The sequence below is a fragment of the Oceanobacillus limi genome (assembly GCF_900111445.1).
GTDB classification, from domain to species: Bacteria; Bacillota; Bacilli; order Bacillales; family Amphibacillaceae; genus Ornithinibacillus; species Ornithinibacillus limi.
Genome location: NZ_FOHE01000029.1, coordinates 1 through 14,407 on the forward strand (window position 1 = coordinate 1; position 14,407 = coordinate 14,407).

Here is a 14,407-nt window from a genome sequence, read left to right on the forward strand (position 1 = left end):
TAGCTCACGTTTCCGCGAGTTATCCCAGTCTTACAGGCAGGTTGCCCACGTGTTACTCACCCGTCCGCCGCTCGTTCCACAAGTTTCACCCCGAAGGGATCAACTTGCTTCCCGCGCTCGACTTGCATGTATTAGGCACGCCGCCAGCGTTCGTCCTGAGCCAAGATCAAACTCTCCAAAAAAGTTTGTATTTGATTGACACCAATCAACCAAATGATAATTCTTAGCTACTAGAAACACTAGCTTCTAGATTTAAATAAGTTAGAAAAACGAGGTTGTTTTTCATCTTAACATACTAGTTGTTTTGTTCAGTTTTCAAAGAGCAAATACTTGACTTTAATAGCAACTTTTTAAGTTTAACATGATCAACTCAGTAAGTCAATACATTTTTCAAAAAGTGCAATGGGCCTGAGTGGACTCGAACCACCGACCTCACGCTTATCAGGCGTGCGCTCTAACCAGCTGAGCTACAGGCCCACGTAATAAATGGAGCGGGTGAAGGGAATCGAACCCTCGACATCAGCTTGGAAGGCTGAGGTTTTACCACTAAACTACACCCGCAATTTAGATATATAATAATGCTAACTTCGGTTCACACTAAATGTTCTTTTCTTGGTGTGTTTTCACATAGTTATTAATTGAATTCCTGCTGGTCGGGAAGACAGGATTCGAACCTGCGACCCCATGGTCCCAAACCATGTGCTCTACCAAGCTGAGCTACTTCCCGTAAAAATGGCGCGCCCGAGAGGAGTCGAACCCCTAACCTCTTGATCCGTAGTCAAACGCTCTATCCAATTGAGCTACGGGCGCTTTAAAGCGACATATTTTAATATAACATTTTTAACTTTATTAGTCAATGCCTTTTCATCTGTTCGGAAAGCAAAAGTGCGGTCGAGAGGACTTGAACCTCCACGGGATTAACTCCCACTAGGCCCTCAACCTAGCGCGTCTGCCATTCCGCCACGACCGCATTGAGACTAGTTTGGTTATATAAATTTCATTATTAATGGTGAGCCATGAAGGATTCGAACCTTCGACCCTCTGATTAAAAGTCAGATGCTCTACCAACTGAGCTAATGGCTCCTTTTTATTAAATGTTATTACTTAATTATAGCTTAAATATTTTGTGACCCCTACATCTTCTTGCTTATTCATAGAAGATTTGTGCTTCGGGGTTACTCGTAGATTATTCGGTGGAAGCGATGCTCGTTGCTCTACCAACTGAGCTAATGGCTCCTTTTATTAAATGTTCTTACTTAATTGTAGCTTGCATATTTTGTTAACCCCTACACCTTCTTACTTATTTATAGAAGCTTTGTGCTTCGGGGTGAGTCGATCCGTCATTGTGACGTTTCTCACATAAGAACAAAAAGAAATGGCTGGGCTACTAGGATTCGAACCTAGGATACACGGGATCAAAACCCGATGCCTTACCGCTTGGCTATAGCCCAACAAATGGCGGTCCGGACGGGACTCGAACCCGCGACCTCCTGCGTGACAGGCAGGCATTCTAACCAACTGAACTACCGGACCTTCCAATATTAATTTTAAAGTGACCCGTACGGGATTCGAACCCGTGTTACCGCCGTGAAAGGGCGGTGTCTTAACCACTTGACCAACGGGCCATTAACAATGGCGGAGAAGGAGGGATTTGAACCCTCGCGCCGCTTACACGACCTACACCCTTAGCAGGGGCGCCTCTTCAGCCACTTGAGTACTTCTCCATTATGGCTCCACAGGTAGGATTCGAACCTACGACCGATCGGTTAACAGCCGATAGCTCTACCACTGAGCTACTGTGGAATATTATCATTTTTTCCCTGACCACACTTTTTAAAAGTTTAATCAGTGAAGTTACACCCCTACATCTCCTAGCTTATTCAATGATGTTTTGTGCTTCGGGGTTATTCGCAGCTTATTCGGTGGATGCCTTGCTCATCTCTACCACTGAGCTACTTTGGAATGTTTCCAATGAGTTTGATCTCACTAATTTAACAGCGACGAAAACTATCATACAACACTTAAAAAGGATTGTCAACATCTTTTGTGCCTTTTTTTATATCTTTTTCGCTTTAATTTTTTAAACCAATTTGTAAGACCTTATATAATTTAACATGTCCAAATAAATTCGTCAATAACTTTTCAATATAAATATATAGTACCTTTTTAATATTCTTCCACCATTACTTCCTACCTAGTAATTTTAACTTCCCTCGACACCTCCCACATCCATACCTATTCGTATTAACACGACGAGTTCTCTCATATATATAATGACACTTCATACACTCATATCGATAGTTAACCTTTTTCTTTGAAGAGGGCAATGGATTACAATGCCTTGGAGACCCTGTTTCCTTTAAAAGTTTTTTAAACTCTGCATCACCATGCTTATACCCTTTCCCTTCAATATGAAGATGGTAGTGACAGAGCTCATGTTTTATTATTCCAACAAACTCTTCATGATCCATTTCAATAGCATATTTCGGATTTAATTCAATAACCCTTTTCCCTGGAATATACCTACCACCAGTTGTACGTAAACGATGATTAAAGTAAACTCTATCTATAAATGGCTTATGGAAATATTTTATTGATATGTCGTTTACCAGATTGAATAATTGCTTTTCATTTAAAAGACTCATTATTACTACTTCCTCATTTAATAGTGATTTTATTTTATCACACCGCAACTATATATCCACATAAAGATAACCACCATTATATAATTTCCAAATCATCGTTTCTTTTTAAAACCTCATTAATATAGGGTTAGTTAATTACTAGAAAGCACACTTTTCATAGTTATCATCAATTAAGTATAAGAAAGGTGTCGCAAAAACTTTCAACAAATAAATTAGAGACTGGGTGAAAAACTTGAAAAGTAAAAAACAGGACTCGGCTACCCAAGTCCTATTTTTTTACTTTTCATTTCCTATCATCGAAAGTGCCACTCTTCCTTTGTTCACATCGACATCTTCTACCCACACGGTTACAACATCCCCTACAGATGCAATATCCATTGGGTGCTTCACAAATTTATTAGCCATTTTAGAAATATGGACGAGACCATCCTGTTTTACACCTATATCTACAAACACTCCAAAATCTACCACATTTCTTACCGTACCTTGTAATTCCATCCCAGGTTTTAAATCCTCTAATGTCAATACGTTTTGTTTTAATAATGGTTTTGGTAAATCATCACGCGGATCTCTTTCTGGTCTACTTAAAGCTGACATAATATCCTGTAGTGTCGGTTTCCCAATATCAAGTTTCTCCGCTGTGGCGCTAATATCTAATTCACCTAATCTCTCTTTTAACATTTGTGAACCGATATCGCTCACTTCACATCCAATCATATCTAATAGTTTTTCTGTATGAGAATAGGTTTCCGGATGGATAGGTGTACGATCCAAAGGATGTTCTCCATCAACAATGCGAAGAAAACCGATTGCTTGTTCATATGTTTTAGCACCGAGTCTAGGTATTTTTTTCAATTGTTTTCTATTTGTAAATTTGCCAGTTTCATCTCGTTGTTTCACAATATTATTAGCAACTGTTTTACTTAGACCTGATACATATTGAAGTAATGAACTAGAGGCAGTATTTACATTCACCCCTACTTGGTTTACAGCTGTTTCTACTACAAAAGTAAGTGATTCATTTAACGATTTTTGAGTTACATCATGTTGATATTGTCCTACACCAATTGATTTCGGATCAATTTTCACTAGTTCAGCTAACGGATCTTGTACCCGACGAGCAATGGATGCAGCACTTCTTTCCTCTACTTGTAAATCTGGAAATTCTTCACGAGCCAATTGGGAAGCAGAATAAACACTTGCACCAGCTTCATTTACGATAATATACGGAATATCTAAGCTATGTTTTGATATAACATCCGAAACAAATTGTTCCGTCTCTCTTGATGCTGTTCCATTTCCAATCGCAATAAGCTCAACTTTATAATTATTTATAAACTCCATTACAATCTTCTCAGCACCAACAATGTCATTTTTAGGTGCAGTTGGATACATCACGCTAACTTCATGTACCTTTCCAGTTTCATCAACTACCGCTAGTTTACACCCAGTTCGGTATGCTGGATCTACACCGAGAACGGTCTTCCCTTTTAAAGGTGGCTGAAGCAATAGATTTTTAAGATTGGTTGAAAACACCTCAATTGCTTGTTCCTCAGCTTTTTCTGTTAAAGAGTTACGAATTTCTCTTTCAATAGAAGGCTGGATTAATCGTTTATAACTATCCTCAATTGCCCCTTGTAGAATCCCTTTTATATCATTCGGTGAATCTTTTCGAATAACTTTATTGGTAAGAAATTCAATAATCCGTTCAATAGGTGGATCAATGGATATCTTCAAAACATCTTCTTTTTCACCGCGATTTAAAGCTAGTATTCGGTGTGACACCAATGAACGAACCGCTTCACTATATTCATAGTACATTTCATAAACGCCTTTTTCATCTTTATCCGAATGTTTCACTGTAGCTTGGACAATCCCTCGTTTAAACGTTTCTTCCCGAATACGCTCCCTGTAAGCCGGCTCATCAGAGATCCATTCGGCTAATATATCGTTCACACCAGCAAAAATATCCTCTAAAGTATGTAGTTCATGTTCGTCGGATAAAAATTCTTGCGCTTTTTCATCAATCTTATGTATTGACTGTTGCCAAACCATTTGAGCTAACGGCTCTAATCCCTTTTCTTTCGCAATCGTTGCTTTCGTTCTTCGTTTTTGCTTATAAGGACGATATAAATCTTCCACACGCTGTAACTGGGTTGCTGACTTAATTGCCTGTTCCAGTTCTTCCGTCAGCTTTCCTTGTTCCTCTATTAATCGTATTACCTCTTCTTTCCGCTCAGCTAAGTGAGTTGCATATTGCCATTTATCTTGAATCAGCTTAATTTGAACTTCATCAAGTCCCCCAGTAACTTCCTTTCGATAACGGGCAATGAAAGGAACTGTATTCCCTTCATCCATCAACGCAATCACTTTATCTACAATAGCAGGTTTAACTTTAGTTTCCTTAGCTACCCAATGAGTAAGCTCTTTTTTTAATTCATCAGACACAACTTTTCCTCCTTTGTTCACAAACTTATTCTATCAAATACCAACACAATTTCCCATTTTATCGAGTATAGTTTGCACGCGCTTATTTTACGGCATATTTTCCTCCACTACTTATAATGTTTCCTAAAAAACAAAAAACCGGCTTTACCGCCAGTCTTTGTTATCCACTATATCGCATTGCTACTAGTGTTGTATCATCATCCCTATCCGCGTCACTCTGAAACGCAAATGCGTTCGTAATATAATCTACATCTGTATGTGTATAAAAATGAGATGATAATTCATTATTTTTTACTCCATCCGTAAACATAATAAAATTCATTTCTGGCTCTAATTTTTCCTCTTTCACCTGAATCGGTCGTTTATATCCAGATAAATAACCAGCTCTTGGAATATTTCTTTTTTTATTTTTATCTTTATCCACGGTAATAAACCCGATATTTCCGATTGAAGAAAACGAATATCTCTGTTTCAGAAAATTAATCTTCAAGATTCCTAAAACCACTCCACGCTTTCCAAACAATTCGGTGTTACTCTTTTGAAAAATCTGTTCGACATTTCCATCACTATTCGACTTGATTATATCAATTACTGCCTGTGAAGACTCCCTTGCATACTCCCCACTTCCTAGTCCATCAGCAATGGCACATAAGAAAAAGTTTTCGGTTTCTATATAAAAGTAACTATCTCCACAGCAAACATTTCCTTGTTTAGCTTTTTGGAAGACAGCTACTTGAACTTTCGATGTATTACTCAATCTAAAACCTCCGTACTATCAGATTGGATTGCTTCACGGAGTTTTCTTAATGAACGACGCATTAGTCTTGAGACATGCATTTGTGATATACCTAACAGCTCTCCAATTTCCTTTTGGCTCATATTTTCAAAATAAGTATACTGCAAAATTTCTTGTTCTCGATCCGACAAAATGGGAAGGATCTTTTCAATAATCATTTTCAGATCAGCTTGGTTATATCCATTTTCTTCATCACCAATTAAGTCTAAGATAGCAACTGCTTTACCTTCGGAGGTTACATCTACTTGACGGTCTACCGATAACGCATTGTAACTTCTTCCCATTTCCATTGTTTCTAAAATATCTTCTTCTGACTCACCCAAATATTCTGCAATTTCCGATACGGTTGGCGCCTTCTGATTCTTTGTCGTTAGTTCATCTACAGCTTTCTTAATCTTGGGACCTAGTTCTTTAATTCTGCGCGGAACATGAACACTCCATGTTTTATCGCGTATAAACCGTTTAATTTCACCAACAATTGTAGGGATTGCAAATGATTCAAATGTCTTACCATATGAGGTGTCAAACCGTTTAACAGCTGCTAACAAGCCTATTAAACCTACTTGGACTAAATCTTCATGTATACTACTGTTTTTCGAATATTTCCGAGCAATGGATTGGACTAGATCTTGATATGAAAGGACAATTTGTTGCTGTAGTACTTCATCTGTTGGATCCTTTTGTAACTTTTTAATCCATTGGTAAACCTCATCTCTTCCTTTATTGTGTGGTTGAGACGTGGTCGTCATCAAGTTCCACCCCAATTTCTTCGATAAACTTCGTCATTAGAACAATTACACCTGAATCATTGTTGATTTCTACTTTGTCCATTAAAGCCTGCATTAAGAAGAGACCGAATCCACCTTCACGTAACTCATCAATCGATCGATCATTCTCGTAGGGTCCTATATTCTTTTTCACTTCCTGAAGGTTGAAACTACCTCCATGATCTGCAACCATAACCTCTAAACGGTCCTTATATATTGCGAACCCTAACGTAACCTCCCCATTTTCATTCACTTCATATGCATGAGTTACAGCGTTTGTCACTGCTTCAGAAACGGCTACTTTGAGGTCCTCAATGTCTTCATAAGTAAACCCCATTCGATTTGCAATTCCAGAAATACTTAAACGAACTACACCGACGTATTCTTCTTTTGCTGGAACTTTCATTTCAATAAAATCAAATGTATCCATTAATTATTCACACCTCGTTCGTCCAAGTTAATATCAATCAATTGGTGTAACCCGGTAATTTTAAAGAGTCTTTGGACTCGATCTTTCAAATTGAATAAGGTTATTTTACTTCCATTTTCCTTGGATGACTTAAGCGCGCTTATGAAAACACCTAAACCAGTACTGTCCATGTAATTAACATTCTCCAAGTCAACCTCTATTCTTACCCCTTTGCGGTTCGTAAGTGGTATCAGTTTATCCTTAAGCTGCGGCGCTGTATAAGCATCTATTTCACCAGATAATTGAACCAATATTATATCAGGATGTTCGGTAACATTAATCTCTAAATTCATAAAAATCCTCCCTTAATTAAAAACGAGTAATTTTTTACATCAATATGTAACCATCATTTCTCTTTAGATGTAATTATCTAGAGTTCCTTTTCCCTATAATTACACAACTTAAACGTTCTTTTTCATCATGATTAATGTAAAGTCATCCTTCAGTTGAAATTCCTGTAATCGTTCAAAATATTTATATACTTGATTTACCGCCTCCTGGGCAGGTAAATGCGCATAATTTTTTATAACCTCAATGACCTCTTCACTTTCGATGAACTTTCCATTATTACGACACTCTGTTACACCATCGGTCAAAAGAACAACCATATCTCCTTTATTAAGGGTTAGTTCATACTGTTCATATTTCGTGTCAGAGGAAACACCTAATACCAAGCCCTTTGCATTTATTTCCTCAAAATTGTTTTTTTCTGCATTAAAATAATAGCCTGGCTCATGCCCAGCAGAGGCATAATGCAATATACTAGTAGATGGATTGTACTGTGCATAGAACATCGTAATAAACATACCTGTTTCAACATTTCGCTCCACGACACGATTCAAATTTTCTAAAATTAATTTTGGATTCGCCGATTGCTCTGAAAAGCTTTCTAGAGAATACTTAATCATCGACATACATAATGCCGCCGGAATACCTTTCCCTATTACATCAGCAACTGCAATTCCGATTGTTCCATCCTTACCTGTTACTAGATGATGATAGTCTCCATTCATTTGATGAGCGGGCACACTTATAACACCAATATCTAAATCATCTACTTTAGGAACAGAGGTCGCTAGAAGCGTATTTTGCATGCTGGCAGCTACGGAGATTTCTGATTGGAGTTCTAATTGCTTTTCACGTAAGGATTGGTATTCTTGGTGTGCTAATCCGTATGAAATCATTGTTTCTAACAAGAAATTCATAGACGAGTATATTTCTTTACTTTTTCCGGGATATAGCTCAATCATTGCTTGTATATGTAAATTCACAATTTCTTCTGGCAAAATATTATTCTTGATAAAGGATTTCGAAATTTGTTCCGCACCGTACAGTGATTGCTCATCTTTTGTTTCGATATATTTCTTCAATAGTTCCTTATAATTCGTTCGATCAAACTCTAATGTATCCATCGTAAGGTCTCTCCTATCAATCATCACAAACAGGGTCACACATATTGTATAACCCTATTTTAAAACGCTTATCCTACATTATTTATCTTATTTTCGTACCCACTTTATTGTTTTAATTACTGTACCTTTATCAACTTCGGACTTAATATCAAATTCATCCATCAAGCGCTTAACCCCAGGTAGCCCAGCCCCTAATCCACCTGAAGTTGAATACCCATCTTCCATCACTTGACTAATATCTTCAATTCCAGGGCCTGAATCTTCTGCAATGATCAAAATGCCTTTTTGATCAATGGTGTCAATTACATCAAAGCAAACCTGCCCATTTTTAGCATATAGATAAATGTTCCTGGCTATTTCCGATACTGCTGTTGCTATCCGCGCTTGGTCAACTGTTCCAACACCAATTTTCTTGGCAATTTCTCGACCAAGCTGACGCGCAGCAACAATATCCCACTCTTTTTGTATGGTTACACAGGATTGGGAACTCATCATCTATTCCCCCAATTCCTGATGGAGTTTCATTAAGCCTTGCTCTAAATCAATAGCAGTTGGGACATTTTGCATATGAATCCCAAGTTCAATCAACGTCATTGCAACTGCTGGCTGTATTCCCGTTAGTACTACTTTCGCCCCCATTAGATCTGACATCGTCACAACGTCTCCGAGAACTTTCGCAATAAATGAATCAATTACCTCAACGGAGGTTAGGTCTATGACAACCCCTTGTGAGCCTGTTTCATGAATTTCATTTAAAAGGTCTTCTTGAAATTGTATCGCTGTTTGATCATCTATTTCCGTTTGTATGGAAATAAGTAAATAATTATATAGCTTTAATATAGGAATTCGCACAAGGTTCACTCCCCTTTAATCGATTCTATCATTTTCTCAATGCTTTCCTCTTTAGAGTCTAGATCTACTATTTTACGATTCATAAGCTCTAATGCAGTCATAAATCCTTTTTTCAATGAACTCTTCGTTGGGAATTTACCAAGATCGATTCCTAAATTAACAATCGTTTGGGCAATTTCTGGACGAATACCTACAAGGATACATGTTGCACCAATTAAACGGACCGCTTCCGCCGCTTGAATAATATGGTGCGCAACCATTGTATCAACTACTGGGACACCAGTGATATCTATTAATACTACTTCTGAATTATGTTGCATAACACCTTCTAATAGATTTTCCATTATCAATTTGGCACGATCCGTATCTATTGTTCCAATTAACGGCATAACCGTTATACCTTCTAGCACCGGAATAAGCGGAGCGGACAATTCCTGTAAAGCAACTCGTTGCAATGATACCGTATGCTCCCAGCTGCCAGAATATTCATTAACCAATCTACGTATAATAGGTTCCACCCATAAATCTACACTCTCTAATACTTTGGAAAAATAATCTGAATTCACTTTCTCTGAGTTATTTAAAATATATTCAATCGTTACTCGTCGAAATATCTGTAATCCATCTGTTATGTAACTGAGTGGCCAACCTAATTGAATAATCTTTTCTGAGAAGTCTTCTACAACCTTCGAAGACCCTTGATCCTTAATACTTGCAAAAATAACATTTACAAATTCTCGGTTTGTACTCTCAAATAAATCATCCGATATAGTCGCAGTATAATTACCATCTTTTATCGTGTTAATTTCATTCATCCACATTTTCACAATCGTATCACTGTTTTCTAATGCAATACGCTTTAAGTTTCTATCCATTTACTCCGTACCCCTATTCATTGAAATTCTTATCAATATTTTCACATTTATCGACTTCAAGTGCAAACATAATGCAGAAATTTATTTTATAAAACAAAATTCATTAGGAAATATAAATTTTCAATCATTTTATAATAAAAAATTTCACTAGATTCCATTATACATAATAAAAACCCTTAGTTTTTTTTCAACAAACTAGGGTTATATTACTGACCATATAATTCTTTTAGTCCCAAACTAATTTCAACCGCACGATTTATCTTGTGCATCATTTCATCATCTAGCTTTGTAATCTTATCTGTTAAACGTTGTTTATCAAGCGTACGGATTTGCTCTAAAAGAATAACAGAGTTACGGTCAAACCCATACCGTTTGGCATCTATCTCTACATGAGTAGGTAGTTTTGCCTTTTGTATCTGCGCAGTAATCGCAGCAACAATTACAGTAGGGCTAAATCGGTTACCAATATCATTTTGAAGGATCAGTACCGGACGAATTCCTCCCTGCTCCGATCCAACAACAGGGGATAAGTCAGCGAAATATACTTCGCCTCTTTGTACGATCAAAATACTACACCCCGATCACAGTGCGCTCTAAAGTGATTTCAGCCTCCTCTTCAGCTTGAAAAGCCTCCGAAGCAATATTAAGATTTATTCTAGCCATTTCTTCATAGCCTTTTTGCATGGATTCATAAAAGTTTTGAATGTGCTGTTCTTTCTTCGTTTCAAGATACTTTCTCGTTGCCTGACAAATAAAATCACTTAGATCACTATTTTCATATTTCATTATTCCATCCACCTCATTTAACAGGTTTTTTGGTAGCCGCACCATAATCTCTTGTAAACTCTCTGACAAAACCATGCACCTCCGCCAACTGTTGAACGACCATATTGAAATTCATTCTAATAATATCATTCTATAGACCGTAATGCAAAGGTTTATAGGACTTTTTTGTAAAAAATGTGGTTCATTCACCTAAATTAATCGACATCGTTCGCCAAATTACCACGTTACGGATAAATTACCAGTTTATTCCTTGTATCTTCTCGGCACACGCTCATTAATCATACAAGGAATTTCATAGTTGATCGTATCCAAATAATCGGCAATTTCATCCATTTCAATTGAATTATTTTTTTGCTCTCCTATCAGCGTTACCTTTGTACCTAGTTTATATTCTTGGTCCAACCGAATCATTACCTGGTCCATACAAACCCTTCCAACAATCGGCATCCTTTTTCCATTAACTAAAACTTCCTTACCTTGCAATCTCCTACTCCATCCATCTCCATAACCAATCGGGATAGTGCCTATCCATTCACTCTCCTTTGTTATGTAAGTTCTCCCATAGCTGATACTCTGACCAGCTGGAACTCGCTTAACATGGACTAACCTACTGTGTAATGAAAAAGCCGCTTTTAATTGGAGACTTCTTTCTAATTTAACAGGTTTAGAAGGATACAACCCATACATTGATATGCCCAAACGAATGTAATTATGCATTTCTTTTGGAAAACGAATGGAAGCAGCGCTATTTCCGGTGTGGATGACTACTGGTTCTGACCATATTTCCTGGAACACCTTTAATAATTCTTGAAATCGTTTATTCTGTTGATGGTAAAACGTTAGATCTTGATCATCAGCAGTAGCAAAATGAGTATACACCCCAGTCAGTTCGATGTTTTTATTGTTCTTTAATCCTTGTAAAATATTCTTTAGTTCTGTTTCCGTCCGTATGCCGATTCTCCCCATGCCAGTGTCCCATTTCATGTGAAGCTTTACCTTCTTCTTCATTGGCAATAAAGCTACTTCATCCATCCATTCTTTCTGAAAAAATGTTAGTGTTATATTATTTTCAGCAGCAATTGCTGCGTACTCTGGTGATACCCACCCTAATACTAGAATAGGTACTTTAAATCCTGCTTCCCTTAACACGAAAGCTTCCTCTAAAAGTGCTACAGCAAGTGCCTTTGCCCCTGCTTCTAGTGCTTTGTTAGCTACCTGTACACTTCCATGTCCATATCCATCCGCTTTTACAACAGCAATAATATCACTCTGTTGTGGTAGCTTTGCTTTAACTTGTTCAATATTATATTTGATTGCACCAAGGTCTATTTCCGCCCATGTTTGCCGATAAAAGTTCTCCACCACAACAAAACTCCTTTTTCGTTACGTACATTAACTTATATTTTATTACTCTGTCTACCAACAAACAAGTCAAAGAATTCAAATGGTAAGTAAACAATAAAGGAAGGAGTGGTCTAAAAATGAAAATAAAAAGCAGACCCCCTCCACTTTGAGTCTGCTCTATTTCTTACCATTTTATTTCACTTCTGTTCCTACAACAGATTGCGCGACTTCTATTAGTTCTTCTCTTGTTAATTGATCACTAGCTAGGTAGAAATTCATTCCTTTATAATCCCATTCTACAGCATTTTCGGAGAGGGCACCGACTGTATGTCCTAAGCTTACTATGTCCCCATTAACCTCTTGTGGAGATGAGAGAGTTGGTAAGACGTCTCGCTTCTCTTGTACAAGAGTGAAATTTTTTTCACCGGTATAAGTTGAAACTACCCGTTTTCCATCTTCTATCTCTTGTTCAATTCGATCTGTTAATTCAGCCCCTACCGTTTCATTCGGAATTAATATTTCAAATGTTTCATTGTTCGCTTCTCCTGACACTGGTACATCGTCAGGTTTTGCGCTAGCCATATTCTCTTCAATTTCAAAATCCTTCTCTTCAAACGTAGGATTCATTTCAAATTCCGAAAACTTAACTTCTACCAAAGCATTTTTATCATTATCCATTACTTTCACAAGGACTGGAGTGTAACTTTCTTTATCAAAACGAATCTCTTGTAATGGTAAATTATTATTACTTTGATAATTTGTTTTTGTTTGGAATACGTACTCTGATTCAGTCATAGTAAATTCTGCTTCTTCATCAGTAAGGATGTCATTTACTAATGATTGATATAAATATGGTTGACTGCTGTTATCAGGCCATTCAGATTGAAATTTGAAACTCTTATTTAGCTCAGGAGTCAAAACGAATACGCCTTCTTCATTTTTTAGGATTATTTGACTTCCATCCTCTGATTGTTCACTCGATAATGAAACCCGATAAAAATCTTCTTTCTTATGCCATATTTCAATATTGTACGTTTGCTCCTCTTGACCAGTATTCATTTTCATTTCTGCATTTGCTTTATATCCACTTAAGTCTTCCAAGTTACTCTGCAATTCTTCCACTACATCCTCCTGTGACTTTTCACCACAAGCGGAAAGTAATAGTGCGAAGCATACGAAAATGGATATCCAAAGAATTTTTTTAGTCATGGACAAATCTCCCTTATTTATAGGTTTCATACATATTAACCTATCTACCAATAGATTTTCTGTATTAACAAAGGAAACAACAATTAACACCACTCTTAAAGAAATGTACGAACTTATGTTGCAAACTATTTGTTTACACCCAGCCAATAAACCATGATGAGCAATGAATTATATTCGTTTGTAATTCTGCACCACGAAGAACGGATCGCCTGAAACACTCATCGTTATACAAGACCCTCACCATTGTGATTCTAGGTAAACTTCACGATTTGCTAGTCCTAGATTAACCATAGCTTGATTCGTTCACCTAACGCTTTGTGAATAATCGTTTAATTACCTGTTTGGCATTTGACAAACGATACTTGATACTCCTTTACAAAGACAAGCGCAGCATGAAACGGTTTCACCAATGTCGGGATACTATTGACTTTGGAACACGGTGTTAGGATCGCTAGACGGATTGCAGCTTGGACATAAGTTCTCACCTTAAGTAGATAAAATCCACCCGAATTATTTCCCATTGAACTTTTTGCATTTGTTCCAACCAAATTCAATGTACATAACCTTTCACTGGAACACTTTCTTACCAACTTAACATCCGCCTTTTTATGGAAAAATACACAATAGCCTTCAGACAAACCCTGATGAATTTACAGATGATACCAATCAACAGCTGTTTTAAAGACTTATACTAGCTTGGGTACATCCATACTAAGGCACATGGTACTTCATTAAATTTTCATCCATTAGGGCTTCCCTATGATTACCGTTAGGTCCATCGCGTTAGCTTCCAGGAACTATTTC

General features: G+C 37.2%; 15 protein-coding genes, 11 tRNA genes and 1 rRNA gene. All 27 read right to left on the reverse strand.

Going from position 1 to position 14,407, the window contains the following annotated elements; genetic code table 11:
- A 16S ribosomal RNA gene (locus BMX40_RS18605) occupies nt 1–182 on the reverse strand; the annotation flags it as partial.
- 221 nt (nt 183–403) lie between these two features.
- A tRNA-Ile gene (locus BMX40_RS18610) sits at nt 404–477 on the reverse strand.
- A 10-nt stretch (nt 478–487) separates the two neighbouring features.
- Nucleotides 488–561: transfer RNA gene (locus BMX40_RS18615), tRNA-Gly, on the reverse strand.
- 89 nt (nt 562–650) lie between these two features.
- A tRNA-Pro gene (locus BMX40_RS18620) sits at nt 651–727 on the reverse strand.
- A 6-nt stretch (nt 728–733) separates the two neighbouring features.
- A tRNA-Arg gene (locus BMX40_RS18625) sits at nt 734–810 on the reverse strand.
- Nucleotides 811–886: 76 nt separating this feature from the next.
- A tRNA-Leu gene (locus BMX40_RS18630) sits at nt 887–970 on the reverse strand.
- A gap of 37 nt (nt 971–1,007) precedes the next feature.
- Nucleotides 1,008–1,083 (reverse strand) — tRNA-Lys (locus tag BMX40_RS18635).
- Between the two features lie 293 nt (nt 1,084–1,376).
- A tRNA-Gln gene (locus BMX40_RS18640) sits at nt 1,377–1,451 on the reverse strand.
- A 5-nt stretch (nt 1,452–1,456) separates the two neighbouring features.
- A tRNA-Asp gene (locus tag BMX40_RS18645) sits at nt 1,457–1,533 on the reverse strand.
- A 20-nt stretch (nt 1,534–1,553) separates the two neighbouring features.
- A tRNA-Glu gene (locus tag BMX40_RS18650) sits at nt 1,554–1,625 on the reverse strand.
- A gap of 8 nt (nt 1,626–1,633) precedes the next feature.
- Nucleotides 1,634–1,724: transfer RNA gene (locus tag BMX40_RS18655), tRNA-Ser, on the reverse strand.
- 4 nt (nt 1,725–1,728) lie between these two features.
- A tRNA-Asn gene (locus BMX40_RS18660) sits at nt 1,729–1,803 on the reverse strand.
- A gap of 380 nt (nt 1,804–2,183) precedes the next feature.
- On the reverse strand, nt 2,184–2,645 hold the full coding sequence (locus BMX40_RS18665) for a SprT family protein (RefSeq protein WP_090872794.1): 462 nt from the start codon (nt 2,643–2,645) through the stop codon (nt 2,184–2,186).
- Between the two features lie 276 nt (nt 2,646–2,921).
- Entirely contained in the window at nt 2,922–5,093 is a 2,172-nt protein-coding gene (locus tag BMX40_RS18670; protein ID WP_090872795.1) for a Tex family protein, read from the reverse strand.
- A gap of 160 nt (nt 5,094–5,253) precedes the next feature.
- Complete coding sequence (locus tag BMX40_RS18675; protein WP_090872797.1) at nt 5,254–5,850, reverse strand: PP2C family serine/threonine-protein phosphatase; 597 nt, start codon at nt 5,848–5,850, stop codon at nt 5,254–5,256.
- Nucleotides 5,847–6,638, reverse strand: coding sequence for an RNA polymerase sigma factor SigB (sigB, locus tag BMX40_RS18680; RefSeq protein WP_090872799.1), 792 nt, complete (start codon nt 6,636–6,638; stop codon nt 5,847–5,849). The genes BMX40_RS18675 and sigB overlap by 4 nt, the downstream gene beginning before the upstream one ends.
- Complete coding sequence (gene rsbW / locus BMX40_RS18685; RefSeq protein WP_090872801.1) at nt 6,610–7,086, reverse strand: anti-sigma B factor RsbW; 477 nt, start codon at nt 7,084–7,086, stop codon at nt 6,610–6,612. The genes sigB and rsbW overlap by 29 nt, the downstream gene beginning before the upstream one ends.
- Nucleotides 7,086–7,418, reverse strand: coding sequence for an STAS domain-containing protein (locus BMX40_RS18690; protein WP_090872803.1), 333 nt, complete (start codon nt 7,416–7,418; stop codon nt 7,086–7,088). The genes rsbW and BMX40_RS18690 overlap by 1 nt, the downstream gene beginning before the upstream one ends.
- 108 nt (nt 7,419–7,526) lie before the next feature.
- Nucleotides 7,527–8,537, reverse strand: coding sequence for a PP2C family protein-serine/threonine phosphatase (locus BMX40_RS18695; protein WP_090872805.1), 1,011 nt, complete (start codon nt 8,535–8,537; stop codon nt 7,527–7,529).
- Nucleotides 8,538–8,624: 87 nt separating this feature from the next.
- Nucleotides 8,625–9,029 carry an anti-sigma regulatory factor gene (locus BMX40_RS18700; RefSeq protein ID WP_090872843.1) on the reverse strand — a complete coding sequence of 135 codons (405 nt, stop codon included), beginning with the start codon at nt 9,027–9,029 and terminating at the stop codon, nt 8,625–8,627.
- Nucleotides 9,030–9,032: 3 nt separating this feature from the next.
- Nucleotides 9,033–9,389: an STAS domain-containing protein gene (locus BMX40_RS18705; RefSeq protein WP_090872807.1), complete on the reverse strand. Its 357-nt coding sequence runs from the start codon at nt 9,387–9,389 to the stop codon at nt 9,033–9,035.
- 5 nt (nt 9,390–9,394) lie between these two features.
- On the reverse strand, nt 9,395–10,264 hold the full coding sequence (locus tag BMX40_RS18710; RefSeq protein ID WP_090872809.1) for an RsbT co-antagonist protein RsbRA: 870 nt from the start codon (nt 10,262–10,264) through the stop codon (nt 9,395–9,397).
- A 206-nt stretch (nt 10,265–10,470) separates the two neighbouring features.
- Complete coding sequence (locus tag BMX40_RS18715; protein ID WP_090872811.1) at nt 10,471–10,830, reverse strand: type II toxin-antitoxin system PemK/MazF family toxin; 360 nt, start codon at nt 10,828–10,830, stop codon at nt 10,471–10,473.
- Between the two features lie 4 nt (nt 10,831–10,834).
- Entirely contained in the window at nt 10,835–11,119 is a 285-nt protein-coding gene (locus BMX40_RS18720) for a CopG family ribbon-helix-helix protein (RefSeq protein ID WP_170840855.1), read from the reverse strand.
- A gap of 174 nt (nt 11,120–11,293) precedes the next feature.
- Nucleotides 11,294–12,412 carry an alanine racemase gene (alr, locus tag BMX40_RS18725; protein WP_342028698.1) on the reverse strand — a complete coding sequence of 373 codons (1,119 nt, stop codon included), beginning with the start codon at nt 12,410–12,412 and terminating at the stop codon, nt 11,294–11,296.
- A 174-nt stretch (nt 12,413–12,586) separates the two neighbouring features.
- Nucleotides 12,587–13,603 carry a LolA family protein gene (locus BMX40_RS18730; RefSeq protein ID WP_090872817.1) on the reverse strand — a complete coding sequence of 339 codons (1,017 nt, stop codon included), beginning with the start codon at nt 13,601–13,603 and terminating at the stop codon, nt 12,587–12,589.
- Between the two features lie 329 nt (nt 13,604–13,932).
- A complete protein-coding gene (locus BMX40_RS20460) occupies nt 13,933–14,124 on the reverse strand; it encodes a hypothetical protein (RefSeq protein ID WP_211753634.1) in 192 nt (63 codons plus the stop codon).
- Nucleotides 14,125–14,407: the final 283 nt, after the last annotated feature.